The organism is Cupriavidus sp. CPT47-8839-RL05A, assembly GCF_058792255.1.
On the sequence record NZ_JBYTEG010000011.1, the window covers coordinates 225097 to 251133 of the forward strand.

The following is a 26037-nucleotide window of genomic DNA, read 5'->3' on the forward strand; positions in this document are numbered from 1 at the left end:
CCAACCATCACCAACGACAACATGCTTGATTCCTCCGCCACGCTGCGCAGCCTGGAAACGCCTGCGGCAGTGATCGACACCCCGCGCATGCTGCGCAATATCCACCGCATGCAGGCGCGCATGGATGCGCTCGGCGTGCGCTTCCGCCCGCATGCCAAGACCAGCAAATGCACGCCGGTCGTGCGCGCGCAGATCGATGCGGGCGCAAGCGGCATCACCGTCTCCACGCTGAAGGAAGCCGCGCACTTCTTCGACGCCGGCATCACCGACATCCTCTACGGCGTGGGCATGGTGGCGAGCAAGCTGCCCCAGGCGCTGGCGCTGCGCCGCCGCGGCTGCGATCTCAAGATCGTGACCGACAGCGTGGAGTCCGCGCGCGCCATCGTCGCCTTCTGCAACGAACACCGCGAGGCGTTCGAGGTCTGGATCGAAATCGATACCGATGGCCACCGCTCCGGCGTCCGCCCCGACGCCCCCGCGCTGATCGACGTGGCGCGCATCCTGCATGATGGCGATGTGCGCCTGGGCGGGGTGATGACGCACGCCGGCTCCAGCTATGACCTGGACACGCCCGCGGCACTTGCGGCCATGGCCGAGCAAGAGCGTGCCGGCTGCGTGCGCGCCGCCACGCGGCTGCGCGCGGCGGGCCTGCCGTGCCCGGAGGTCAGCGTGGGCTCGACCCCGACCGCGCTGTCGGCAGCCAGCCTGGAAGGCGTGACCGAGGTGCGCGCGGGGGTCTATGTATTCTTCGACCTGGTCATGCGCAATGTCGGCGTCTGCACCGAAGACGAGGTGGCGCTGAGCGTGCTGACCACCGTGATCGGGCATCAGCCGGAAAAGGGCTGGGCCATCGTCGATGCCGGCTGGATGGCCATGAGCCGCGACCGCGGCACGCAGAAGCAGAAGCACGACTTCGGCTACGGCCAGGCCTGCGCCATCGACGGCACCGTCATGCCCGGTTACGTCCTCAGCGGCGCCAACCAGGAGCATGGCATCCTCTCGCGCGAAGGCACGCCTGATCCGGATATCACCGCACGCTTGCCCGTCGGCACGATGCTGCGCATCCTGCCCAATCACGCCTGCGCCACCGGGGCGCAGTTTCCCACCTACCACGCCATTGCCGAGGATGGCGCGGCCACCGAATGGAGCCGTCTGCATGGCTGGTAAGCTCAACGATGAACACGGCGCGGTACGCACAGTCAGTCCCGCTTCGCTCGCCGCACCAGGCGGCCACTACAGCCATGCCGCCGCTGCCGGCGGCCTGGTCTTTATCTCCGGCCAGTTGCCGATTGCACCGGACGGACGCAAGCTGGTCGACGCGACGTTCGCTGCACAGGCGCAACAGGCGCTGGCCAACGTCGAGGCCGCACTGCTTGCCGCCGGCAGCAGCATCGAGGCGCTGGTACAGGTGCGCGTCTACGTGGACACGATGGACAACTGGCCCGCCTTCAACGCGATCTACGCCGCATGGGCCGGCGAGGCGCGGCCGGCCAGGGCCGTGGTGCCCACCGGCCCGCTGCATTTCGGGCTGAAGGTCGAGGTGGAGGCCGTGGCGGTTGCGACCGTCAGCCCGGCGTGACCGCTGGGCGGCGTGCTTCGCGCAGCGCTAGTTCGGCATCCTTGATATTGCCCAGCGGCGCGAGAACGGCCGCATCGAACGGCCGCACCGGCTGTCCCTCGCGCACCAGCACCGGCCAGTCCGGATTCGCAAGGGCGCCGCGTCCGAGCGCGACCAGCGTCGCGCCATCGTCCAGCAGGCTGGCAGCGCGCGATGGCTCATGCAGGCTGCCGTTGGCCACGATCGCGAGCCCGGGTGCGGCACGGCGTGCAAGCTGCACCAGCGTCGCGCCGTGGTCCGCGAAGGCGGGCTGCCATGCTTCGTGCTCCGTCACGTGGAGGTAGTCCACGGTGCTCGCCGCGAGCGCGGAGAAAACGGCGGCCGCGCCCTCCGCGCCTTCCGGCCACTTGTGGACGAAATCATTGACCTTGCCTTGCGAGATGCGCATGCCGACGGGAAAGACCGCCCCCACGGCAACGCGCACCGCGCGGACGGTTTCCAGCGGCAGGCGCATGCGCTGCGCGATGCTGCCGCCCCACGCGTCCTGGCGTTGATTCGTATAGCCCGTCAGGAACTGATCCAGCAGATAGCCATTGGCACCGTGGATTTCAACGCCGTCGAAACCCGCGTCACGGGCCAGCCGGGCGGCCTGCGCAAAGCCTTCGATGGCCTGCAGGATGTCCGCCTCTTCCATGGCGCGCGGCATCCGGTATGGACCCTTGCCGGCATACACGGTCATCTGCTGCCCCTTGGGCTGCACCGCCGAGGGTCCGACCGTGTGGTCGCGGAAGCGGTTGGCTTGCGACAGCGCACCGGCGTGCATCAGCTGGGCCACGATGCGCCCGCCCTGCTGGTGGACCGCGGCAACCACCTGGCGCCACGCGGCCACTTGCTGCGCATCCGTCAAACCGGGCTGGCCGGCATAGCCCTGGGCATAGGCACGGTCGGTATAGATGCCCTCCGTGACGATGAGGCCAAAGCCGCCGCGGGCAAAGCCTGCGTAGTAGCGCGTCATGGCCTCGGTGGGGACGCCTGCGGCGGTGGCGCTGATGCGCGTCATCGGCGCCACCGCGAGCCGGTTGCGCAGCGGCACGCCGTTCAGCGCCAGCGTATCGAACAGCGATGGGGTGGCGGGCGTGGTCATCGCGCAGCCTCTGCGGCCAGGGCGATGGCTTCGATCTCGATCTTCGCGTCCGGCGAGTAGAGCGCCGAGACCTCGACGATGGTGTCGGCCGGATAGGGGGCAGAGAACCACTTGCGGCGCAGTTCGACGATCTTCGGGAAGTGTGCCATCGAGGTCAGGAAGATCGTCACCTTCACCACGCGGTCCAGCCCCGAGCCGCCCGCCTGCAGCGCGCGCCTGAGGTTGCTGAACGCCTGCTCGGCCTGGGCATCGAAGTCGTCACGGCCCACGATGGCGCCATCGTCGCCGACCCCGGCCTGGCCGGAGACGAAGAGGAAGCCGCCGGCCCGGATGGCTTGCGAAAGCAGATAGGGAGCATAGGGGTCGGGTTGGGTGTGGACTTGTTCCAGCAGCATTGCTGACTCCGGTAGATGGTTTAGTAGAATTCACCTGATCGCCTGGATGGCCGATCCGATGGGTCAAGTATCGGAGCGGGATCAGGCCGCGACAAATGGTTGCTTTTCAGTCGACACATGAATGCATCTCATCTAAGGAGGAAGCTTGCGCAAACTGCCGCCACTGGGTGCCCTGCGCACCTTTGAAGCCGCCGCCCGGCGCGCCAGCTTCAAGCACGCGGCGGACGAACTGCACGTCACGCCGACGGCGGTCAGCCACCAGATCCGGTTGCTGGAAGAGAGCCTTGGCGTGAAGCTGTTCGAGCGCCAGACCCGCAAGGTGCGCCTGACGCCCGCCGGGCATCAGTTGTTTCCCGCGGTGCGGGACGGCCTGGACGGGATGGAGCGCGCCGTGCTGGCGGTGCAGCGCAGCGGACAGGCCAACGTTGCCACGCTGACGTCGACCGTTGCCTTCATGGCCAGGCGCCTGGCACCGCGCGCCGGCCAGTTCCGCGCGGCCTACCCTGACTGGACGCTGCGCCTGGATGCGTCGGACCAGATCGTCGACCTGGACCACGATGCGGACGCTGCCATCCGCTACGGCAGCGGCAGCTATCCCGGCCTGGTGGTCGAGCCGTTGTTCCGCGACCGGTTTGCGCCGGTCTGCAGCCCCGGCCTGAAGCTGGCCAGCGTGCAAGACCTGAAGCATGCCACGCTGGTGCACTTTGAATGGGGCGCCGGCGCGCGCGATGACGAGCGCGCGCCGGTATGGCGCCAGTGGCTGGCGCACGCCGGCGTCGAGGTCACCGATCCACAGGCTGGCCTCAGCTTTACCGACGAGATCCACGCCGTGCAGGCGACCATCGCGGGGCAGGGAGTCGGCCTGCTCAGCCTGACGCTGGTCGCGGAAGAGCTGGCCTCGGGCGTGCTGGTGCAGCCCTTCGGGCTTACGCTGGAGAGCTTCCGCTATGACCTTGTCTACAGCGAGCGCGCCGCGGAGCGTCCCGCCACGCGGTTGCTGAGGGACTGGGTGAAGGCGGTGTTTGCCGGTTAGGGGGCGGGCTACTTGTTTGCAGTTCCCTCCGGCGTACACTGTGGCTCCCGATCTCCGTAGACCATATCCATGCCCGCCTTGCGCACCCTCTATCCCGAAATCGAGCCCTATGAAACCGGCACGCTGGATGCCGGCGACGGGCATGTCATCTACTACGAGCGCGTGGGCACACCCGGCGCCAAGCCGGCGGTGTTCCTGCACGGCGGGCCCGGTGGCGGGATCTCTGCGGACCACCGGCGGCTGTTCGATCCGGCGCGCTATGACGTGCTGCTGTTCGACCAGCGCGGCTGCGGGCGTTCGACGCCGCATGCGGGGCTGGAGGCCAACACCACCTGGCACCTGGTCGACGATATCGAGCGCCTGCGCGATCTGGCCGGCGTGGAGCGCTGGCTGGTGTTCGGCGGCTCATGGGGCTCGACGCTGGCGCTGGCCTATGCGCAGAAGCACCCGCAGCGCGTCAGCGAGCTGGTGCTGCGTGGCATCTACACGGTGTCGCAGGCGGAGCTGGACTGGTACTACCAATACGGCGTGTCCGAGATGTTTCCCGACAAGTGGGCGCGTTTCCAGGCGCCGGTGCCCGAGGCCGAGCGCGGCAACATGATGGCCGCGTACCGCAAGCTGCTGACCGGTGACGACCAGGACAAGCAGGTGGAAGCGGCACGCGCATGGAGCGTTTGGGAAGGCGAGACCATCACGCTGTTGCCGGACGCCGGCAACAGCGCCAAGCATGACGACGGGCACTTCGCGCTGGCGTTCGCGCGGCTGGAGAACCACTATTTCACGCACCGCTGCTGGCTGGAAGACGGGCAGCTGCTGCGCGACGCGCACAAGCTGGCCGACATCCCCGGCGTGATCGTGCACGGCCGCTATGACATGCCGTGCCCGGTGCGCTATGCCTATGCGCTGCACCAGGCGTGGCCCACGGCCGATTTCCACCTGATCGAAGGCGCCGGCCATGCGTGGACCGAGCCGGGCATCATGGACCAGCTGATTGCCGCAACCGATCGCTTTGCGGCGCAGCAGTAGTCGCGCGCCGACCACCACCGAAGATCACCACCGGAGACCACGATGGAGCTATACGCCCACCCGTTTTCGTCCTATTGCCAGAAGGTCCTGGTTGCGCTGTACGAGAACGCCATCCCCTTCGAATTCCGGATGCTGTCGCCAGAACACGCGCAGAACATGGACGAACTCGCCAGGCTGTGGCCGCTCAGGCGCATGCCGGTGCTGGTCGACGGCAGCCGCACGGTGCTCGAGTCGAGCATCATCATCGACTACCTGGACCAGCATCACCGCGGCCCCGTGCGCTGGCTGCCGGATTCGCCCGACGCCGCGCTGGAAGTGCGCATGCTCGACCGCTTCTTCGACCAGTACGTGATGACGCCGATGCAACGCATCGTGGCCGACTACCTGCGCCCGGCGGAGCACCGCGATGCCTATGGCGTGGCCGAGGCGCGCAAGCTGCTTGACTCAGCCTATGCCTGGCTTGAGCCAACGCTGGCCGGCCGGGAATGGGCCGCGGGCGGCGCCTTCACGCTGGCCGATTGCGCTGCCGCGCCGTCGCTGTTCTATGCGGACTGGGTGCATCCCATCCCGGATGCGCGCGCCAATGTGCGCGCTTATCGCAACCGGCTGCTGGCGCGGCCATCGTTCGCGCGCGCGGTGGACGAGGCGCGGCCCTACCGCCCGCTCTTTCCACCGGGTGCGCCGGACCGGGACTGACGGGCAAGCTCAGGCAGCGCCGCATCGATCTGCGCCGCCATGGCGCGATAGCCCGCGTCGCCGGGATGCAGGTGGTCGCCGCTGTCGAACGCCGGCAGCAGCGCCTGCGGGCGCGCGGGATCGCGCACCGCGGCGTCGAAGTCCACCACCCCATCGAACGCGCCGCCGTTGCGGATCCAGTCGTTGACCGCCAGCCGCACCGCTTCCTTGCCCGGGCTGTCATAGCCGCGGATCGGCGTATCGCGCAGCGCCCCCGCAAACGGCGTGATGGTGGCGCCGATCACGCGCACGCCGCGCGCGTGGGCGCGCGCGATCAGGCGGCGGTAGCCCTCGATCAGCGCGGCGGCCTGCGGCACCGCATCGCCCGGTGCAAAGGTGGAGCCCGGCCAGGCGATATCGTTGATGCCGATCGCCGCGATCACGGTGCGCACATGCGGCTGGCTCAGTACGTCGCGATCCAGCCGCGCCAGCGCGGACTCCCCCATGCCATCGCGCAGCAGCCGGCCGCCGGAGATGCCGGCATTGAGCACAGCCACGCCGTTGCCGGCCGCACGCTGTGCCAGCACGTCGGGCCAGCGGCGGTTGGTGTCGGGGGTTGAGCCGTTGCCCTCGGTGATCGAATCGCCGATGGCCACCACGGCGCCGGCATGCCCGGGCGCATCGACCTGCACCTCGCTGAGCAGGATGCGCGCGCTGAACCACTGCGGCGCAGGCAGCATGGCCCGCGTAGTCGCATTGCCGGCCGCGAGCCACGCGGTCTGGCGCCCATCCCAATGGAACGACTCGATCGCTGTCGGTTGCGGCAGGTAGAGGCTGAGTGCCAGTTCGCCCAGTGCGGGGGCGTCGAAGGCGACCGGATCGCTTGCCACGGACTGGCCAGCCGGGATGATCACCGACGCGCTGCCGCGGAACGTCACCGCGCGGCTGCCCGCCGCCTCGGTACTGCCACTGCCGGCATGGCGCGCGAGTTGCGCCGCGCCGACCGCGACCGGGTGGCGGCCGTAAGGGTTGGACAGCACCACGCGCACGCGCTTGCCGCCCACGCTGAGCCGTACCACCTGGCGCAGCGTCTGGCCGGACAGCACCGCGGGCACGCCAGTCGGCAGCGGCTGGGCGCCGGGCTGCCACACCGGCTGCTGGCTTGCCATCCAGCTGGTCAGCCAGGCCGGGTCCTGCAAGGGGCTGGCCAGCGCCGCGGTGCTGGCGATGGTGGCGGAGAACGTCAGCGCAGTCAGGCGGCGCAGGATGCGGGGAATGCGGAGCATTGGGTTTGCCTCGGTTCGTGGACCGGCGTTGGTGCCGGGATGACGCCAAAGGTAGGGCATTCCAGAAATGACAGGTAGCGGGCAGAATGGCATATCGCTCATGCCATGATGGAATGAGTGGGCACAAGGAACGGCATGGACACCATCAGGGCAATGCAGGTCTTCGTGCGCGCCGTGGAGCTGGGCAGCCTGTCGGCGGTGGCGCGCGAGCAGCAGTCGACCCAGCCGACCATCAGCAAGGTCGTGGCTGCGCTGGAGAAAGAGATGGGCGTGCGGCTGCTGGAGCGCAGCACCACCAGCCTGTCGCCGACCGAGGCGGGGCGGCGCTTCCATGAGCGCGCGCGCCGCGTGCTGGATGAATACGGCGAGGCGGTCAGCGATGCGCGTGGCATGTCCGGGCAGCCGGCCGGGCGGGTGCGTGTCAGCGCGCCGGCCAGCTTCGGCGTGCTGCGGCTCAATGCGCTGGTGCTGGCGTTCCAGCAGCGCTATCCGGGGGTGGAGGTGGAGTTGCTGTTCGACGACCGCTTCGTCGACCTGGTGGAGGAGGGCGTCGACATCGCGGTGCGCCTCGGCGCCTCGCTGCCGCCCAACGTGGTCGCGCGCCGCATCGCGGTGTCGCCGCGGCTGCTGGTGGCCTCGCCGGATTACCTCGCACGCCATCCGCGCATCCGGCAGCCGGCCGACCTGGCGCGGCACCAGATCCTGCGCTTCACCTGGCTGGCCGCCGGCGACGAGATCGTGCTCGACGGGCCCGGCGGGCAGGCGCCGGTCAGCGCGCCCTGCCGCTACCGTGTCAACAACTCGCTGGCGATGCGCGAGAGCTTCCTGGCCGGCGCCGGCTTTGGCATGACCCCGGCATGGCTGGTGCAGGACCTGCTCGACAGCGGCGCCCTGCAGCGCGTGTTGCCACGCTGGAGCGGTCCGGCGCAGGAAGCCTTCCTGGTCTATCCGTCGCGGCGCTACCAGCCGGAGCGGGTGCGGCTGTTGCTGGACTACCTGGCGCAGGCGATTGCAGGGTTGCCGGGATTGACCCCGGTGTGAGCGGCCGGATGGCGCTTAATGCAACCGGCCCCGCGCCACCAGCATCGTCAACGGCCGCGCCAGCAGCGTGCTGGCCAGCGCCATCAGCAGCAGCCCGGAAAACGCCGCGGTGCTGATGATGCGCGCGTCCAGCAGCACGGTCAGCACCACCACCTCGACCAGGCCCTTGGTCTGCAGCAGCGTGCCCAGCGCCAGCGATTCGCGCCAGCCCATGCCGGCGCGGCGCGCGGGCAGCGCCACGCCGGCCATCTTGCCGGTGATCGCGATGACCAGCGACAGCAACGCGATCCACAGTGTCATCGGATTATCCAGCGAGATCTCGGTGCGCAGTCCGGCGGCGAGGAAGAAGAAGGGCAGCAGCACCACCACCGTGACCGGTTCGAGCTGCTGGCGCACGCGCTGCGCTTCGCGCGCGGGCCATACCAGCCCGGCGACAAAGCCGCCCATCACATGGTGCAGCCCGGCCAGTTCGCCCAGGAATGCCGAGGCCAGCACCAGGAACAGCGCCATCGCCAGCAGCAGCTCGGTCTCCGGCGCGCGGCGGCGCAGCAGCCATGCCAGCGCGGGGCGCACCGCCAGGAACATGAACCCCAGGTAGGCACCGGCGCGGGCCGCCACGGTGAGGCCGCTGGCGCCGTCCTGGCCGCCATGCTGCAGCAGCACCAGGGTCAGGAACAGCCACACCCAGGCATCGTTGACGGCCGCGCAGCGCAAGGCCAGCTGGCCCAGGCGGGTGCCGGTCAGGCGCATTTCGCGCAGCAGCGCACCCAGCACCGGCAGCGCCGTGACGGCGGTGCAGATGCCCATGGCGCAGGCAAACCAGGAGGGGCTGGCCAGTTCCCCCGCGACCGGCCAGCCGGCCGTGGTCATCCACCAGCCGGCAGCGGCCCCCAGCGCGAACGGCGCCGCAATGCTACCCAGCGAGATCTGCAGGGTCGCGCGCCAGTGCGCAGGCACGCTGTCTTCGCGCAGGTGCAGGCCGGTCAGGAAGCAGAACAGCGTCACCGCCAGCCACTGCAGGCCGGACAGCATCGGCAGGCGATCGGGGCCGAACAGCGCGGTCCAGCCCTGCGGCGCCAGCTGCCCGAACACCGACGGCCCCAGCACGATGCCGGCCAGCACCTGCACGCCGACCAGCGGAAACACCGAGCGCAGGCCGGCACCACGCCATAGCAGGTAGGGCAGGGCGACCACCAGCATCGCTTGCAGGAAGAAGATGCTGACCCCGTTCATCGGGCCACGCTGGCGACGACGCGCTTCATCCGAACATGCCCCCGTTGACCGAGATCACCTGGCGCGTGATATAGCCGGCGTCGGGCGACATCAGGAAGGCCACGGTCGCGGCCACTTCGTCGGGCGTGCCGAGCCGCCGCGCCGGGATCATGCGCAGCGCCTCGTCGCGCACGTGCTGCTCGACCATGTCGGTGTCGATCAGGCCGGGCGCCACGCAGTTGACCGTGATGGCGCGTTTGGCAAGTTCGATCGCCAGCGCCTTGGTGGCGCCGATGATGCCGGCCTTGGCCGCGCTGTAGTTGGTCTGGCCGCGGTTGCCCACCAGGCCCGAGACCGACGACAGCGTGACGATGCGCCCGGGCTGGCGCCGCTGCACCATCGGCATCACCACCGGGTTGAGCACGTTGTAGAAGGCGTCGAGGTTGGTGTGCACCACCTCGTCCCACTCGGCGCCGCTCATGGCCGGGAAGGCCGCGTCGCGCGCCAGGCCGGCGTTGCATACCACGCCGTAGTAGCAGTCATGGGCGGCGATATCGGCCAGCAGCGCGGCCGCGGCTTCCTCGCGCCTGGCCACGTCGAAGCACAACACGCGGGCTTTGCGGCCGCAGGCGCGCACCGCGTCGGCGACCGAGTCGGCTTCGTCGCGGCGCGAGCGGCAATGCACCACCACGTCATAGCCGTCGCGGGCCAGCCGCAGGGCGATGGCGCGCCCGATGCCGCGCGACGATCCCGTAACCAGCACGGTCGGATTGGTCATACCTGGTGTCCTTGAAAAGAGTCCTCTGCGCGCGCGAAAGCGGAACGCATGCGGATGCGGCGCATCATACGCGGCAGAATTCTTCCAGCACCGCCAGCCGGCGGCGTGGCTCGGCCACGAAGGGGTTGCTGCGGTCCCACGCGTAGCCGGCCAGGATCGACGAGATCATGTCGCGGATTTCGGAGTTGGCATTGGGATGGAAGATCAGCTGCTGGAAGCGGCCCTCGTACCAGGCTTCGACAAAAACGCGGAAGCAGTCCACGCCGGCCTTGAGCGGCTGGGCGAAGTCCTTGTCCCAGTCCACGGTGTTGCCGGCAAGCTGGCGCACCAGGCATTGCGCTGCCAGGCTGGCCGACTTGAAGGCGATGGTCACGCCGGACGAGAACACCGGGTCGAGGAACTCCCCGGCATTGCCGAGCAGTGCATAGCCGTTGCCCCACAGTGACTTCACATTGGCCGAATAGCCGGCGATCTGGCGCGCCGGGGTGTCCCACTGCGCGTTGCCAAGCAGCTTTGCCAGGCCGGGTTCCTCGGCCACCAGCGCCCGCAGCCGTTCGGTCTCGGTGCCGGTGTAGCGGTCCAGGAATGCCTTCTCGGCAACCACGCCCTGCGAGCAGCGGCCATCCGAGAACGGGATGGTCCAGTACCAGACGTCCGGGTGTTGCGGATGCACGCTGATCAGGATCTTGTTGCGGTCAAAGGCGCCTGGCGCGATGCGGTCTTCCACGTGGGTGAAGAGCGCGCTGCGCACCGGGAAGCCCGACGGCGATTCCAGCTGCAGCAGGCGCGGCAGGATGCGGCCAAAGCCGGAGGCATCAAGCAGGAACTTCGCGCGCACGGTGTACCGGCTGCCGTCCGGCGCACGCACGGTCACCTCAGGCTGCGCGCCGCTGACGTCGACGTCCTCGACCAGGTGCGAGAAGCGCACCTCGGCGCCCTGGCGCGCCGCCTCGCGGATCAGCACGTCGTCAAAGCGCGCGCGCTGCACCTGGTAGGTGGTGCCCCAGCCCGGCGAGAACTTCTCGCGGAAGTCGAAGGCGGTCTGCCGGTCGCCGCGCGAGAAGGCGGCGCCGTTCTTGTACTGGAAGCCCGCTTCCACCACCGCGCGCAGCATGCCTGCCTCTTCGATGTAGGCCATGCTCTGCGGCAGCAGGCTTTCGCCGATGGAAAAGCGCGGGAAGGTTTCCTTCTCGATCACCAGCACCGGAATCCCATGCTTGCGCAGCAAGCCGGCCGCGACCGAGCCCGCGGGCCCTGCGCCGATGATGACGACATCCGTGGTTTCCGTTTTCATAAGATTCGATTCTTTTCTTCTATTGCATGGAGGCCGCGAGGGTAGCGCAAAGCGTCATCCTCACGCGGCAAACGCAAGAATATGACTGCAAATTGGCTCCCGTTGGCCGGCCTGCAACATATTGAAACCAATTCTCCCGGGCTGGATACCCGATGGGCCGCACGGACACCGGCAGGGGGGCCAGCAAGCCACGCCGACTCGCGGCAAAATGTGGAACCGTGGTCACAGCCTGCCGTTTCCGCCTGTGCCCTGTGCTTTCACCACCCCGACGCCATCCCACCCCATCCCAAGGAGCCACCATGCCCGCCACCACCATGCCTTACCGCCGCCTCGGCGCCAGCAACCTGCGCGTTTCGGCACTCTGCCTGGGCACCATGATGTTCGCCGACCAGACCGATGAGGCCGAAGCCGCCCGCATCGTCGCCAGCGCGCGCGATCACGGCGTGAACTTCATCGACACCGCCGACGTGTATACCAAGGGCGCGTCGGAGCAGATGGTCGGGCGCCTGCTGACCGCCAGCCGCCACGACTGGGTGCTTGCCACCAAGCTGGGCAACGCGATGCAGGCGGCGCCCAATCACGGGCACTATTCGCGGACCTGGATCCTGCGCGCGGTGGAGGACAGCCTGCACCGGCTGGCGACGGACTACATCGACCTTCTCTACCTGCACCGCGACTATCCCGGCGCGAACCTGGAAGAGGCGGTGCGGGCGATGGGCGACCTGGTGCGCAGCGGCAAGATCCGCTACTGGGCGGTGTCGAACTTCCGCGGCTGGCGCATCGCGGAGATCGCACGGCTGTGCGGCGAGCTGGGCGTGCCGCGCCCGGTGGCGTGCCAGCCCTACTACAACCTGCTGAACCGGATGCCGGAGGTGGAGATCCTGCCGGCATGCGAGCACTACGGGCTGGGCGTGGTGCCCTACAGCCCGGTGGCGCGCGGCGTGCTGACCGGCAAGTACGCACCCGGGCAGGCACCGGGCGAGGGCACGCGCGCCGGCCGCGCCGACCGCCGCATGATGGAAACCGAGTTCCGCGAAGAATCGCTGGTGATCGCACAGCAGCTCAAGGTCCATGCCGAAGGGCGCGGGCTGACGCCGGGCCAGTTCGCCACGGCGTGGGTGCTGGCCAACCCGATCATCTCGTCGGTCATTGCCGGTCCGCGCACGCTGGCGCAATTCGAGGACTATCTGGGCGCTCCCGGTGCCGTCATCACACCCGAGGAAGAATCGATGGTCGATGCGCTGGTGTCGCCGGGTCATGCCTCGACGCATGGCTACAACGACCCGGGTTACCCGTTCGGGGGACGGCCCGTGGCACGCGCGCAGGCAGCCTGATGACCCTTTCGGACAGGGGCGCAATGTGGCGCAGGCGCTGCCTGGAGTGATGCCTGTATGCAACGGCACGATGCCCGCGCGCGCGCTTGCTGCAGGCTGCCTTTACTCCTACTAATATCAAGACAGGCGGCGCGCGGCGTGCGCGCGCCGCGAGAACATAGCGCTTCGAGCCGGTGCATGGCAGCGCCTGCGCGCTGCATCGGCCCAACAGGGAAGCCCAAACGTGTCGCGTCGTGGCTGGATCTTCGCTGGCTTGGCGGTCGCCCTTGGTGGGGGCGCCTATGTCGTGTACAGCTTTGTCGCAAGCGAAGTGCGCAACTCGCACTTGCAGGCGCGGCTGATCGGCAGCCTGGGGCAGCGACTGACATTCGAGATCCAGCCGGGCGCCAGCGACAGCATCCGTTTCCCGCATTCCGGGCCCTATGACGCCCGCATGGGCTACGGCCGGATGCCGCTGTTCGCGCAGCGGCTGGAGCAGCGCGGCTACGTTCCTGCCGAACAGGCGCGCATGTCGCCCGACATGGTGCGGCTGATCGACGAAGGCCTGTTCACGCCCTACCGCGAGAAAAACCAGGCGGGCCTGCTGCTGCGCGACTGCAACGGGCTGACGCTGGCGTTCGAGCGTTATCCGCAGCGCCAGTACCAGGACTTCGGCGCGGTGCCGCCACTGCTGGTGAGCGCCTTGCTCTATGTCGAGAACCAGGGCCTGCTCAACCCGGAATACCCCAATATGAACCCGGCGCTGGACTGGCGCCGGCTGTCGCGCGCGGTGCTTGACCAGGTGATCCGGCTTGCCGACAAGTCGCATGACGCGCCCGGCGGCAGCACGCTGGCCACGCAGATCGAGAAATACCGGCACTCGCCCGAAGGCCGCACCGCATCGATCCCCGAGAAATTCCGCCAGATGGCGTCGGCGTCGCTGCGTGCCTACCTGGACGGCCCCGACACCCAGCGCGCGCGCGAGCGCATCGTGGTCGACTACCTGAACACGGTGCCGCTGTCGGCGCGCGCCGGCTTCGGCGAGATCAACGGCATCGGCGATGGGCTCTGGGTCTGGTATGGCGAGGACTTCGGCGAGGTCAACCGGCTGCTCAAGGAACTGGACCAGCGCGCGCCCGATCCGCGCCAGGCGCAGGCCTTCAAGCGCGCGCTGTCGCTGATCATCTCGCAGCGCCGCCCGTCCTACCACCTGCGCCGCGACGACACCAACCTGGATGCGCTGACCGGCAGCTACCTGCGCCTGCTGGCGGCCAACAATGTCATCACCGCCGAGCTGCGCGACGCGGCGCTGGCGCAGCCGCTGGACAAGGCCGCGCCACCCCAGAGCCCGCCGCAGGAGCCCTTTGTCACGCGCAAGGCCGTCAACCGGGTGCGCGCCGATATCACCCGGCTGACGGGGGTGGAGAGCCGCTACGACATGGACCGGCTCGACCTGAGCGTGGACAGCACCGTCAACCGCGAGGCGCAGCGCATCGTCACCGAGACCCTGCAGCGCGTGAACAACAAGGCCGATGCGCGCGCCATGGGCCTGTACGGCCACAACCTGCTGCGCGACCACGACGATCCGTCGAAGCTGATGACGAGCTTCACGCTGTATGAGCGCGTGGGCAATGCCAGCGTGGTGCGGATCCAGGCCGACAATATCGACCAGCCCTTTGATATCAACAGCGGCGCGCGCCTGAACCTGGGTTCCACCGCCAAGCTGCGCACGCTGGTGACCTACCTGGAGATCATCAGCGAGCTGCACGCACGCTACGCCGGCATGACCAGCGCCCAACTGGCCGCGGTGCCGCTGGCACGCCAGGATGCGCTCAGCCACTGGGCGGTCGAATACTTGCTGAAGGCGCGCAAGCCCGCCGAGCGCGAGCTGATGGCCATGCTCGAGGCCGCCATGGAGCGCAAGTACTCGGGCGGCGCCGGCGAAGCCTTCTACACCGGCGGCGGCCTGCAGAGCTTCACCAACTTCGAGCGTGAATCGGGCATGCGCAACCTGACGGTGCGGACCGCATTCCAGCACTCGGTCAACCTGGTCTTCATCCGCATGATGCGCGACATCGTGCGCTACGAGACCTTCCACGCCAGCCCGGACATTGGCGAGCTCTTCGATGACCGCGACGCGCCCGGCCGGCGCGCCTACCTGGAGCGCTTTGCCGACCAGGAGGGCAGCGCCTACATGACGAACTTTTACCAGCGCTACCGCGGCAAGAGTTCTGAGCTGCGCCTGACCACGCTGCTGGGCCGCGTGCGCATGACTACGCCGCACCTGAACGCGGTGCGCATGTCGGTGACACTGCTGAGCGCGCGGCCGCAGCTGGACGAGGACAGCTACATCCGCATCATGCGCGCCCGCCTGGGCGACAAGCAGCTGGCCGGCGAAGACCTGAGTGCGCTGTACCGCAAGTACGGCAAGGACAAGTTCAACCTGAACGACCGGGGCTACCTGTCACGGGTGCATCCGCTGGAACTGTGGATGGTGGAGTACCTCGACCAGCACCCCGACGCGACCCTGGCAGAGATCCTGAAGGCCAGCACCGCCGAGCGCCAGGAAGTGTACAAATGGCTGTTCCGCACGCGCAGCAAGGCCGGCCAGGACAACCGCATCCGCACGCTGCTGGAGCAAGATGCCTTCACGCGGATTGCGCGGCGCTGGCAGCGGCTGGGCTATCCGTTCGATTCGCTGACACCGTCGTACGGCAGCGCCATCGGTGCCGCGGGCGACCGGCCGGCCGCGCTGGCGGAGCTGGCCGGCATCCTGCTGGCGGGCGGCGTGGTCACGCAGAACACGGCGGTGCGCAGCCTGGCGTTTGCCGACGGCACGCCGTACGCCACGCGCTACGTGCTGCAGCCGGGCCCGGGCAAGCGGGTCTTGCCGGCCGAGGTGGCAGAGCTGGCACGGCGCTCGATGCTGGACGTGGTGGAGCGCGGCACTGCCAAGTCGATTCGCGGCGCCTTCACGGTGCCGGGGCGTGATGGCGCCACGCTGGCGGTGGCGGGCAAGACCGGCACCGGCGACCAGCGCTACCAGGTCTACGGGCCGGGTGGGCGGCTGATTTCGTCGCGCTCGGTGAACCGCTCGGCCACCTTTGTGTTCACGCTGGGCGAGCGCTTCTTCGGCACCGTGGTGGTCAATGTGAGAGAACCCTATGCGGCGCGCTACAGCTTTACCAGCGCGCTGGCGGTGCGGGTCCTGCGGGCGATCGCGCCGCAGGTGTCGGCGATGGCGCCGGGTGGCGACCGCGCGCTGCTGCGCTGCCGCGATGCTGCGCCCGGGCTGCGTACGCCGCGCGTGCCCACCATGGCCGCGCCGGCCGATGCCGTGCCTGGCGCCGCGCTGGCCCAGGGTCTCCAGGCGCCGGCGCGCAGCGGCAAGCCCGATGCTGCCGCGGTACCGCAGGCGCCTGCCGCGCCCGAGGTACCGGACCTGGCCGACGCCAACGATGCCGTTGGCGTGCGCCGCGCCAGTCAGCCCTTGCGCCGGACCATGCCGTAGATCACCAGCAGCACGATCGCGCCAAGCACCGACGCGATCCACCCGGCCGGCTGGCCCGGCTGGTACCAGCCCATGGCGCGGCCGACGTAGCCGGCAGCCAGCGAGCCCAGCACGCCCAGGACGATGGTCATGATCCAGCCCATCTTGTCGTCGCCGGGTTTGACCGCCCTGGCGATCAGGCCGACGATCAGGCCAACGAACACGGTGCCAATGAATGCCATCATGATGCGCTCTCCCGGTAGTGGTCAGAGTCCATGCCGACCGCATGGGGCGGCCGGCTGCGCTTCATGATACACGCAGCAGTCTGGTGCGTATGACGCCCAAGTGACAAGCGGCGGCGCTGCCGTCAAGCCTGCGCCAGCCGGAACTGGCCGACCGCGTGATGCAGCGCGTCGGCCTGGTCTTCCAGCGAGGCGGCGGCGGCCGCGGCTTCTTCCACCAGCGCGGCGTTCTGCTGCGCCATCTGGTCCATCTGCGACACCGCCTGGTTGACCTGCTCGATGCCGCCGGTCTGCTCCTCGGTGGCCGCGCGCATCTCGGCCATCAGGTCGGTCACGCGCTTGACCGCGCCGACGATCTCGTCCATGGCCTTGCCCGCGCTTTCCACCAGCACCGCGCCGTCGTCAACGCGCTGCGCCGAGTTGCCGATCAGCGCCTTGATCTCCTTGGCCGCGGTGGCGCTGCGCTGTGCCAGCGTGCGCACCTCGCCGGCCACCACCGCGAAGCCGCGGCCCTGGTCGCCGGCCCGCGCCGCTTCCACTGCCGCGTTGAGCGCGAGGATGTTGGTCTGGAAGGCAATGCCCTCGATCACGCCGATGATGTCGACCACCTTGCCCGAGGCGTTCTTGATCTCGCCCATGGTGTCCACCACCTGGCTGACAATGGTGCCGCCGCGCACGGCGATGTCCGATGCGCCTTCGGCCAGGTGGCTGGCCTGGCGCGCGTTCTCGGCGCTCTGGCGCACGGTGCTGGTGAGCTGCTCCATGCTGGCGGCGGTTTCCTGCAGCGACGCGGCCTGTTCTTCGCTGCGGCGCGACAGGTCGGCGTTGCCCGCGGCGATCTGCTTGGCCGCGCCCGCGATCGAATCGGCCGAGCCGCGGATGCTGCCGATCGCGCCGGTCAGGCGCGCCTGCATGCGCTGCATCGCATAGAGGACGCTGTGCTCGTCGCCGGGGCGCACCTCGACCTGGCTGCCGAGGTCGCCTTCGGCAATGCGCGCGGCGATGTGCGCCGTGGTGGCGGGCTCGCCGCCCAGCTGGCGCTGCAGGCTGGCGGCCACGCGCACCATCACCAGCGACATCAGCAGGCCAACCCCCAGCAGGATGCCGAACGCCTTCATCAGCTCGGCGCGGAACGCCGCCTCGATGTCGTCCAGGTACAGGCCCGCGATGAAGTTCCAGTCCCACGGGCGGAAGTTGGCCACGTAGCTCAGCTTGGGCTGCGGCGCTTCGGCGCCGGGCTTGGGCCACAGGTATTCGACGAAGCCCTTGCCAGGCCCTTTGCCGATCTCGGCGATGTCGCGGAACAGGTAGACGCCGTTGGGGTCCCTGGTGCCTTCCATGGCCTTGCCGTTCATCTCCGGCTTGAACGGATGCATCAGCACCACGGTGTCCGAGCGCATCAGCGTGAAATAGCCATCGCTGCCGAAGCGCATCGCGCGCACGCGCTCGATGGCCTGCTTCCTGGCCTCGTCCTGCGTCAGCTTGCCGGCCTTGGCCAGCGCCTCGTACTCGGCCACCACCGAGAATGCCGTGTCGGTGACGTGGGCCAGGTCCAGGCGCCGCTCTTCCATGCGTAGCGTGCGGATCTGCCACGCGTTCCACAGCGTGATGCCGAGCAGGTAGATCCAGCTCAGCACCAGCGGCAATAACAGCTTCTTCTTCAGGCTCAGGTTGTGCAGCATTGCTTCCACTCCTCCATATTCCGCGCACTGCGCGTTTCTTGTCGGCGACACGCCGGCGGCGTCATGCATCGGTGGCGCCTGTCGCATGCGTGTGAGTCATCGCCTTAACGGCGCAGGAGGCAACTAACTTGACCGGGGAATTTCACCCCTTCGGGTGATGTGGTTGATTGGCTTGCATGTGCCGTCGGGCTTGTGCATTGCACATCTCTTCCAGCGAATCGGAGCGCCGCGGACAAGTGATCCGTCCCGCTGCTTCACGTTGTAACGCGCTGTAATCCAGCGCCCACCCCGGACCGTTTGCGATTTCAAATGCGAACGATTATCCTTCTCTCTTCCGCCAGCCATTGTGCAGACAATGGCACACCTGAGCGCCGTGTGATGCGCACAAGGGGCGCTACAGCTATCCGTACACAAGGCAAGACCGGGCCACCACTTGGGCTGCGCCCGCCGACCAACCGCAATGACCGAAACCCAGCCGGCCTCCGGCCAGCAGCGCCGTGCCTTCTGGCTCAAGCATCTCCACCAGTGGCACTGGATCAGTTCCGCGATCTGCCTGATCGGGATGCTGCTGTTTGCCGTCACCGGCTTCACGCTCAACCACGCCGCACAAATCGAGGCCAGGCCCGCGGTCGAGACGCGTCACGCCACCATGCCCACGCGTGTGCTCGACCAGGTGCGAGCCGAAGCGCCGGCGGGCGATGCCCAGGCGCGTGAAAAGAAGGCGCCGGTGCCGCCGGTGCTGGCCGACTGGCTGGCGCAGGCGCTGGACATCGACGCCAGCGGGCGCGAGGCCGAATGGTCCGCCGACGAGATCTACGTGGCGCTGCCGCGTCCGGGTGGCGACGCCTGGGTCAGCCTGGAACTCGACAGCGGCGAAGCCCAGTACGAGAAAACCACGCGCGGCGCCATCTCCTACCTGAACGACCTGCACAAGGGCCGCAACACCGGCGCCGCGTGGAGCCTGTTCCTGGATGTGTTCGCGCTGGCGTGCCTGGTCTTCAGCGTGACCGGCCTGTTCCTGCTCAAGCTGCATGCGGCCGGGCGCGTGGGGACCTGGCCGCTGGTGGGGCTGGGGCTGGTGGTCCCGGTGCTGCTGGCGCTCCTGTTTATCCATTGAGTCAACCATTCCAACCGTTTTCCTTCCTGCATCTCACTGACGAGGTTTCTCCGATATGCGCCGACTGCTCACCGTCACCCTGACCGGCATGGCCGCGGTTCCCCTGGCCGGCCCCGCGCTGGCCGCGGACCTGAACGTCAAGGTCGAAATCCCGCGCCTGACCGTGGCCGAGTACCACCGCCCCTATGTGGCGATGTGGGTCGAGCGCGCTGACCAGAGCCCGGTGCAGACCCTGGCGGTCTGGTACGACGGCAAGCTCAAGGACGGCGAAGGCACCAAGTGGCTCAAGGACATGCGCCAGTGGTGGCGCAAGGCCGGCCGCGATCTGCACATGCCGGCCGACGGCATCTCCGGCGCCACGCGCGCGCCGGGCGAGCACGGCGTGAGCTTCAGCGACGGCAAGGCGCCGCTGGGCAAGCTGCCCGCCGGCAACTACCAGCTGGTGGTGGAAGCCGCGCGTGAAGTGGGCGGGCGCGAACTGCTGCGCGTGCCGTTCACATGGCCGCCGCAAGCCGCACAGACCGCCCGCGCCAAGGGCGAACACGAACTCGGCGGCGTGACCGTCGAACTGAAGCCGTAATCCTTCCGGAGCCAGACGATGAAACCTTCCCTTATGTCCGCCGCATCTACCCGCATGGCCACGCGCGTGGCCGTGCTCGCCCTGGCCGCCCTGGCGCCGCTGGCCGCGCACGCGCACCGCCAGTGGCTGCTGCCGTCGGCCACCGTGCTGTCAGGCAGCGATCCGTGGGTGACCGTGGACGCCGCTGTCTCCAACGACCTGTTCTATTTCGAGCACGTGCCGATGCGGCTCGACAACCTGCAGGTGACCGCGCCCGACGGCAGCGCCGTCAAGGCCGAGAACGCGGCCACCGGCAAGTACCGCAGCACCTTCGACCTGCACCTGACCCAGCCCGGCACCTACCGCGTGGCGGTGGTCAACAACGGCCTGTTCGCCAGCTACAAGGTCGACGGCCAGGCCAAGCGCTGGCGCGGTTCGGCCGAGAACTTCGCCAAGGAAGTCCCGGCCAATGCGCAGGACCTGCAGGTCACCCAGGCCGAAGGCCGCATCGAATCCTTCGTCACCGCCGGCAAGCCCAGCGACAAGGGCCTGCGCACCGCCGGCCGCGGCCTGGAACTGGCTCCGATCACGCACCCGAACGACCTGGTCGCGGGCGACACCGCCAGCTTCCGCATGCTGCTCGACGGCAAGCCCGCCAGCAACCTGAAGGTCTCGGTGGTGCCGGGCGGCATCCGCTACCGCGACCAGCTGCAGGAGTTCAGCGCCACCACCGACGCCGACGGCAAGTTCAGCGTCAAGTGGCCGGCCCCAGGCATGTACTGGATGGAAGCCGAGGTGAAGGACGACAAGACCACCTTCAAACAGGCCAAATCGCGCCGTGCCGTCTATGCGGTGACGGTCGAAGTGCTGCCGCAATAAGCCGGTTGCCGGGTTTGAACCGCGTCCTGGTACCTGTCGCGCTGACCGCGCCGCCGCAGCCGCCCGCAGCCGATACGCGGCTGCAGCGCTGGGGCGGCCAGACCATGGGCACGACCTGGTCGGTGGCGGCGCCGCTGCCGCCGGCGACGGATGCGGACGCCATCGCCGCCGGCATCCGGGCCGTGCTCGATGGCGTGATCGCGCAGATGAGCAACTGGGAAGCGGATTCTGACCTGAGCCGTTTCAACCGCGCGGCACCCGGCAGCTGGCACGCGCTGCCTGAAGACTGCTTCATGGTGCTGCAATGCGCGCTGCAGGTGGCGCGCGACAGCGGTGGCGCCTATGACCCGAGCGCCGGTCCGCTGGTCGACCTGTGGGGCTTCGGCCCAGCACCGGCGCGCACCGCGCCGCCGTCGCCAGACGCGGTGCAGGCCACGCGCGGCCGCTGCGGCTGGGCCCGCATCGAAGTCGATGCCACGGGCAGGCGCGCTTGGCAGCCGGGGGGCGTGTCGCTGGACTTCTGCGCCATCGCCAAGGGCTTTGCCGTCGACGCGGTGGCAGGCTACCTGTGTGAGCAGGGCCTTGACCACCACCTGACCGAGATCGGCGGCGAACTGCGCGGCCATGGCGTCAAGCCCGACGGCATGCCGTGGTGGGTCGCGCTGGAATCACCCCCCGGCCTGGACTGCGATGCCGGGGGGCAGACGCTGGTGGCGCTGCACGGCCTGTCCATCGCCACCTCCGGCGACTATCGCCGCTATTTCGACAGTGACGGTCGCCGCTACGCGCATACCATCGATCCGCGCACCGGCTATCCGGCCAGCCACGCGCTGGCCTCGGTCACGGTCATCCATGCGCAGTGCATGCTGGCCGATGCGCTGTCCACCGCGCTGACGGTGCTGGGCCCAGAGGCCGGCATGGCGCACGCGCGCCGCCAGGGCATTGCCGCGCGCTTCCTGGTGCGCACGCCGGGCGGTTTCGATGAACATCTTTCGCCGGCCTTTGCCGCGATGCTGGCATGAGGGCGAAGGCCATGCCGTCCGCCATCGCCTGCGCAAGCTGGCTTGCCGTTGCCGGCGGCATCGCGCTGTCCGTGCTGGGGCCGTCGCGCATGGCCATGGCGGCCGGCGTGGTGGCGGCCTATGCGGGCTTCTGCAGCGCGGTGGTTGCCCACTATCGCCAGCGGCGCGCGCGCGCGGCCGCACTGGCTGGCACGGAAGAGGGCGCGACGCTGGTTGCCTATGCCTCCCAGACCGGGTTTGCCGAACAGCTGGCGCTGCAGACCGCCACCGCGCTGCACGGCGCGGGCGTGCCGGTGCAACTGCTCTCGCTGGCCGATGTCGATGCGCAGCGCCTGCAGGCATGCCGCCAGGCGCTGTTCCTGGTCAGCACCACCGGCGAGGGCGACGCCCCCGACAGCGCGTCCGGTTTTTCACGCCGCTTGCTGGCCGGCGCGGATGGCCTGCAGTCTTTGCGCTATGGCATCCTCGCGCTCGGCGACAGCAGCTACGCGCGCTTCTGCGCTTTCGGCCACAAGCTCGACGGCTGGCTGCAGCGCCACCGTGCGCAGCCGCTCTTTGATCTGGTCGAAGTCGACAACGGGGACGCAGGCGCCCTGCGCCACTGGCAGAACCACCTGTCGGCCCTGAGCGGCGGCGCGGAAATTGCCGACTGGGAACGGCCGCGCTATGACAGCTGGCGGCTCGCGCAACGCCATCATTTGAACCCCGGCAGCCAGGGTGCGCCGGTGTTCCACCTGTCGCTGGCGCCGCAGGGCGATGCGGCAATGGACTGGCAAGCCGGCGACATCGCCGAGATCGGCCCGTGCCACGCGCCGGCCGAGGTTGAACGGCTGCTGGCGCGGCTTGGCCTCGACGGCGCCACACCGGTGCGCTGCGACGGCCGCGACGCCACGCTCGCCGAGGCGCTGGGCACACGCATGCCGCTGCCTGAGGCGCACTTCGCGGCGATGCTGGGCCTGCCGCCGCAGCAACTGGTGGAGACGCTGCCGCCGCTGCCGCACCGCGAGTATTCGATCGCCTCGCTGCCGCGGGACGGGCAACTCGAACTGCTGGTGCGGCAGACCCGCTACGACGACGGCCGCCTCGGCCTGGCCTCCGGCTGGCTGACCGAGCACGCGCCCGTGGGTACCCGCATCGCGCTGCGCATCCGCACCAACCGCAGCTTCCACCCGCCGACTGACGACCGGCCCCTGATCCTGGTCGGCAACGGCACCGGGCTGGCCGGGCTGCGCGCCCAGCTCAAGGCCCGCGCCGCGGCCGGGCAGCGCCGCAACTGGCTGCTGTTCGGCGAGCGCTCGGCGCAGCATGACGCGTTCTTTGCCGGGGAACTGGCCGCATGGCAGGCCGACGGCACGCTGCAGCGCGTGGACCATGCCTGGTCGCGCGACGGCGGCGCGCCGCGCTACGTGCAGGACGCCGTGCGCGCGCAGGGCGATACGGTGCGCCAATGGGTGGCGGACGGCGCCGCCATCTATGTCTGCGGCAGCCTGCAGGGCATGGCCGGCGGCATCCATGACGCACTGGCCGGGATCCTCGGCGCAGACGCGCTGCGCCGGCTTGCCGACGACGGCCGCTACCGGCGCGACGTCTACTGAGCGAACCCGCAGCGGCACGCGCCGTGCGGAGATCGGCCGCGCGGCTCGCGCGCTGGCCGGGGATGCACTATCTTCGGTGTGAACTGCAAGACATCTGCAGCCAATCACAACACCGAGGAGACCTGATGTTACGCACCCCCCGCCGCCTGGCCGCTGCGCTGGCCCTGCTCGCCGCCACCATCCCGGCCGCCATGGCCGAAGCCCCCGCCCGCAACAACGTGCTGGCCGTGCCCGGCCTGGAAAAGCCCGCCAGCGTGCTGGTCGACCGCTGGGGCGTGCCGCATATCTATGCCGGCACGCTCTACGACGCCTTCTTCGTGCAGGGCTTCATGGCCGCGCGCGACCGCCTGTGGCAGATCGACCTGTGGCGCAAGCGCGGACTCGGCGAGATGGCCAGGGACTTCGGCCCGGCCTATGCCGATGGCGACCGCATGGCGCGCGCGGTGCTGTTCCGCGGCGACATGTACCGCGAATGGCTAGCCTATGGCTCCGACGCCAAGCGCGTGGCCGAGGCCTTCGTGGCCGGGGTGAACGCCTATGTGGCGCTGACCGAGCAGAAGCCCGAGCTGCTGCCGCCGGAATTCCGCAAGCTCAACTACAAGCCTGCGCGCTGGCGCGCCGACGATATCGTGCGCATCCGCCACCACGGCCTGACGCTCAACTTCACCGGCGAAGTCGAACGCGCCCAGCTCTATTGCCAGGCCAGGCAGGACGCCCCGCGTGCCGACTGGCTGCGCCGCGAACTCGACCCGCAGATCGAGCCCAGGCTCAGCCCCGGCATCGACCCCTGCACGGTTCCCGCCGCCGAACTGCGCCGCGCCTACGAACTGGCCACCGCCGCAGCGCGCTTCCCGAAAGAGGCGTGGGGCAATGCGCAGGCCGCCAGCATCCCGCTCGACCAGCTCTACGCACTGGTGGACCCCAACAGCGATACCGGCCGCAGCCTCGGGTCGAACAACTGGGTCATCGGCGGCAAGCGCACCACCACCGGCCGCCCGATCCTGGCCAACGACCCGCACCGCTCGCACGGCGCGCCCAGCCTGCGCTATATCAGCCACCTGAACGCGCCGGGGATGTCGGTGATCGGCGCGGGCGAGCCGTTCCTGCCCGGCATCTCGATCGGGCACAACGGCACCATCGCTTTCGGCCTGACGCGCTTCTACATGGACCAGGAAGACCTGTACGGCTACGAGCTCAATCCGGCCAACCCGCATGAGTACAAGTACAAGGGCCGCTGGGAACCGATGGAGACCATCACCGAAGAGATCGTGGTCAAGGGCGAGTCCGCGCCGCGCAAGGTCACCATCGACTTCACGCGCCACGGCCCGGTGCTGGTCGCCGATGCCGGCCGCGCGCAGGCCTGGGCGCTGCGCGCCGCGTGGCTCGACTACGGCATGGCGCCGTACTTCGGCTCGATGGACTATATGCGCGCGCGCAACTGGGACCAGTTCCGCGCCGCCATGAACCGCTGGGGCGCGCCTGGCGAGAACCAGGTCTATGCCGACACCAGCGGCAATATCGGCTGGATCCCGGGCGGGCTGACCGTCAAGCGGCCCAACTGGGACGGCCTCACGCCGGTGGCCGGCGATGGCCGCTACGAGTGGGCCGGCTACCGCAACATGGACGAGCTGCCATGGGCCTATAACCCCGCGCCAGGCTACATCGTCACCGCCAACGAGAACAACATCCCGCCCGAGCACCCGGCCGCGAAACTTGGCGTGGGCTATGAATGGAGCGACAGCGCGCGCGCGCGCCGGCTCAAGGCCGTGGTGGGCGCCAATGCGCGCAGCTCGGTGCAGGACTCGATGGCGTGGCAGAACGACACCGTGTCGCTGCCGGCCCAGCGCGTGGTGGCGCTGCTGAAGGACGTGCGCAGCGACGACCCGCAACTGGCCCGCGGCCTGGACCTGCTGCGCGGCTGGGACGGCAACGAGCGCGCCGACAGCGCCGCAGCGGCATTGTTCGAAGCCTGGTTCAGCAAACACCTGCGCCAGGCCGTGGTGCGCGCCGCGCTGACGCCCGAAGCCGCACGCCTGGTCGGTGCCGGCGATGCCGCGCGCGTGGTGGCGGTGCTGGAGCAGCCCGGTCCGTGGATGCCGGTGGAGCGCCGCAATGCGGTGATGCTCGAATCGCTGAAGGCCGCCATGGCGGAAGCGGAAGGCAAGCTCGGCCCCGACCCGCGCGCATGGCAATGGGGCAAGCTCCACACCGCCGTGTTCACGCATCCGATGGACCCGATCCTGAGCGATGCGGAACGCCAGCAGTTCAATGTCAACGCCGGTCCGATCGGCGGCTCGGCTTTCACGCCGATGAACACCAGCTACCGCAATACCGACTTCCGGCTGACCGCCGGCGCGTCGTTCCGCATGGTGCTGGATGTGGGCAACTGGGATGCCTCGCGCGTGATCAACACGCCGGGGCAGTCGGGCAATCCCGCCAGCCCGCATTACCGCGACCTGGCGCCGCTGTGGGCCAAGGGGGAGTATTTCCCGCTGGTGTATACGCGCAAGGCGGTGGAGAAGGCCAGCCGGGAGCGGTTGGAGTTGGTGCCGCAGTAAGTGGGGCAACCCATGCGTTTGAAGTAGCCATCAAGCTTGGCGTACGCTCCCCTCTCCCGCATGTATAGACCGGGGACATAGGTAACACCTGTTCGGGGACATGGGTAACACAACTAGACTGGCTGGCAGTGTCTTTTG

22 protein-coding genes are annotated in these 26037 nt (G+C 69.1%); 14 read left to right on the plus strand and 8 right to left on the minus strand.

Going from position 1 to position 26037, the window contains the following annotated elements:
- Window positions 1-21 precede the first annotated feature (21 nt).
- Together AC3WVS_RS15940 and AC3WVS_RS15945 are read left to right on the plus strand one after the other, a co-directional pair.
- Complete coding sequence (locus AC3WVS_RS15940; RefSeq protein ID WP_492319428.1) at window positions 22-1167, plus strand: DSD1 family PLP-dependent enzyme; 1146 nt, start codon at window positions 22-24, stop codon at window positions 1165-1167.
- A complete protein-coding gene (locus AC3WVS_RS15945) occupies window positions 1157-1579 on the plus strand; it encodes a RidA family protein (RefSeq protein WP_492319429.1) in 423 nt (140 codons plus the stop codon). Before AC3WVS_RS15940 ends, AC3WVS_RS15945 begins: the two co-directional genes overlap by 11 nt.
- Here the strand turns inward: AC3WVS_RS15945 and AC3WVS_RS15950 are convergent.
- A complete protein-coding gene (locus AC3WVS_RS15950; RefSeq protein WP_492319430.1) occupies window positions 1566-2702 on the minus strand; it encodes an NADH:flavin oxidoreductase in 1137 nt (378 codons plus the stop codon). The two genes, AC3WVS_RS15945 and AC3WVS_RS15950, sit on opposite strands and share 14 nt — an antisense overlap.
- The gene (locus AC3WVS_RS15955; RefSeq protein ID WP_492319431.1) at window positions 2699-3097 is read right to left on the minus strand and encodes a RidA family protein; all 399 of its coding nucleotides are present in this window, start codon (window positions 3095-3097) and stop codon (window positions 2699-2701) included. Before AC3WVS_RS15955 ends, AC3WVS_RS15950 begins: the two co-directional genes overlap by 4 nt.
- Before the next feature lie 145 nt (window positions 3098-3242).
- Here AC3WVS_RS15955 and AC3WVS_RS15960 point away from each other — a divergent pair, with 145 nt between their 5' ends.
- The 3 genes from AC3WVS_RS15960 to AC3WVS_RS15970 all read left to right on the plus strand — a co-directional run bounded on the left by AC3WVS_RS15960 (window position 3243) and on the right by AC3WVS_RS15970 (window position 5852).
- Window positions 3243-4130 carry a LysR substrate-binding domain-containing protein gene (locus AC3WVS_RS15960; RefSeq protein ID WP_492319432.1) on the plus strand — a complete coding sequence of 296 codons (888 nt, stop codon included), beginning with the start codon at window positions 3243-3245 and terminating at the stop codon, window positions 4128-4130.
- 69 nt (window positions 4131-4199) lie between these two features.
- Window positions 4200-5156: a prolyl aminopeptidase gene (pip, locus tag AC3WVS_RS15965; RefSeq protein ID WP_492319433.1), complete on the plus strand. Its 957-nt coding sequence runs from the start codon at window positions 4200-4202 to the stop codon at window positions 5154-5156.
- 42 nt (window positions 5157-5198) lie between these two features.
- On the plus strand, window positions 5199-5852 hold the full coding sequence (locus AC3WVS_RS15970) for a glutathione S-transferase family protein (protein ID WP_492319434.1): 654 nt from the start codon (window positions 5199-5201) through the stop codon (window positions 5850-5852).
- Here the strand turns inward: AC3WVS_RS15970 and AC3WVS_RS15975 are convergent.
- Window positions 5810-7117, minus strand: coding sequence for an SGNH/GDSL hydrolase family protein (locus tag AC3WVS_RS15975; protein WP_492319435.1), 1308 nt, complete (start codon window positions 7115-7117; stop codon window positions 5810-5812). The genes AC3WVS_RS15970 and AC3WVS_RS15975 overlap by 43 nt on opposite strands.
- A gap of 135 nt (window positions 7118-7252) precedes the next feature.
- On the opposite strand from AC3WVS_RS15975, the gene AC3WVS_RS15980 reads away from it, so the two are divergent.
- Window positions 7253-8158 (plus strand): LysR family transcriptional regulator, encoded by a 906-nt coding sequence (locus AC3WVS_RS15980; protein ID WP_492319436.1) that lies wholly within the window; start codon window positions 7253-7255, stop codon window positions 8156-8158.
- A 15-nt stretch (window positions 8159-8173) separates the two neighbouring features.
- On the opposite strand, the gene AC3WVS_RS15985 is transcribed toward AC3WVS_RS15980, so the two are convergent.
- The 3 genes from AC3WVS_RS15985 to AC3WVS_RS15995 form a co-directional block, all read right to left on the minus strand.
- Entirely contained in the window at window positions 8174-9391 is a 1218-nt protein-coding gene (locus tag AC3WVS_RS15985; RefSeq protein WP_492319437.1) for a cation:proton antiporter, read from the minus strand.
- Between the two features lie 25 nt (window positions 9392-9416).
- The gene (fabG, locus tag AC3WVS_RS15990) at window positions 9417-10148 is read right to left on the minus strand and encodes a 3-oxoacyl-ACP reductase FabG (protein ID WP_011617927.1); all 732 of its coding nucleotides are present in this window, start codon (window positions 10146-10148) and stop codon (window positions 9417-9419) included.
- A gap of 64 nt (window positions 10149-10212) precedes the next feature.
- Window positions 10213-11442, minus strand: coding sequence for an NAD(P)/FAD-dependent oxidoreductase (locus AC3WVS_RS15995; protein WP_492319438.1), 1230 nt, complete (start codon window positions 11440-11442; stop codon window positions 10213-10215).
- Window positions 11443-11741: 299 nt separating this feature from the next.
- On the opposite strand from AC3WVS_RS15995, the gene AC3WVS_RS16000 reads away from it, so the two are divergent.
- Window positions 11742-12776 carry an aldo/keto reductase gene (locus AC3WVS_RS16000; RefSeq protein ID WP_492319439.1) on the plus strand — a complete coding sequence of 345 codons (1035 nt, stop codon included), beginning with the start codon at window positions 11742-11744 and terminating at the stop codon, window positions 12774-12776.
- Window positions 12777-12999: 223 nt separating this feature from the next.
- Window positions 13000-16266, plus strand: coding sequence for a transglycosylase domain-containing protein (locus tag AC3WVS_RS16005; RefSeq protein ID WP_492319440.1), 3267 nt, complete (start codon window positions 13000-13002; stop codon window positions 16264-16266).
- On the opposite strand, the gene AC3WVS_RS16010 is transcribed toward AC3WVS_RS16005, so the two are convergent.
- The gene (locus AC3WVS_RS16010) at window positions 16239-16490 is read right to left on the minus strand and encodes a GlsB/YeaQ/YmgE family stress response membrane protein (protein WP_492319441.1); all 252 of its coding nucleotides are present in this window, start codon (window positions 16488-16490) and stop codon (window positions 16239-16241) included. The genes AC3WVS_RS16005 and AC3WVS_RS16010 overlap by 28 nt on opposite strands.
- A 122-nt stretch (window positions 16491-16612) precedes the next feature.
- Window positions 16613-18169, minus strand: coding sequence for a methyl-accepting chemotaxis protein (locus AC3WVS_RS16015; RefSeq protein ID WP_492319442.1), 1557 nt, complete (start codon window positions 18167-18169; stop codon window positions 16613-16615).
- A 460-nt stretch (window positions 18170-18629) separates the two neighbouring features.
- Between AC3WVS_RS16015 and AC3WVS_RS16020 the strand changes: the two genes are divergently transcribed.
- From AC3WVS_RS16020 to AC3WVS_RS16045, 6 genes are all read left to right on the plus strand, one after another.
- Window positions 18630-19286, plus strand: coding sequence for a PepSY-associated TM helix domain-containing protein (locus tag AC3WVS_RS16020; protein WP_492319443.1), 657 nt, complete (start codon window positions 18630-18632; stop codon window positions 19284-19286).
- A gap of 55 nt (window positions 19287-19341) precedes the next feature.
- On the plus strand, window positions 19342-19866 hold the full coding sequence (locus AC3WVS_RS16025; RefSeq protein ID WP_439672214.1) for a DUF2271 domain-containing protein: 525 nt from the start codon (window positions 19342-19344) through the stop codon (window positions 19864-19866).
- A gap of 18 nt (window positions 19867-19884) precedes the next feature.
- Window positions 19885-20724: a DUF4198 domain-containing protein gene (locus AC3WVS_RS16030; protein WP_058698784.1), complete on the plus strand. Its 840-nt coding sequence runs from the start codon at window positions 19885-19887 to the stop codon at window positions 20722-20724.
- A 14-nt stretch (window positions 20725-20738) separates the two neighbouring features.
- Window positions 20739-21746 carry an FAD:protein FMN transferase gene (locus AC3WVS_RS16035; protein ID WP_492319444.1) on the plus strand — a complete coding sequence of 336 codons (1008 nt, stop codon included), beginning with the start codon at window positions 20739-20741 and terminating at the stop codon, window positions 21744-21746.
- A gap of 11 nt (window positions 21747-21757) precedes the next feature.
- Window positions 21758-23341 (plus strand): sulfite reductase subunit alpha, encoded by a 1584-nt coding sequence (locus tag AC3WVS_RS16040; protein WP_492319445.1) that lies wholly within the window; start codon window positions 21758-21760, stop codon window positions 23339-23341.
- A 125-nt stretch (window positions 23342-23466) separates the two neighbouring features.
- Window positions 23467-25899, plus strand: coding sequence for a penicillin acylase family protein (locus tag AC3WVS_RS16045; protein ID WP_492319446.1), 2433 nt, complete (start codon window positions 23467-23469; stop codon window positions 25897-25899).
- Window positions 25900-26037: the final 138 nt, after the last annotated feature.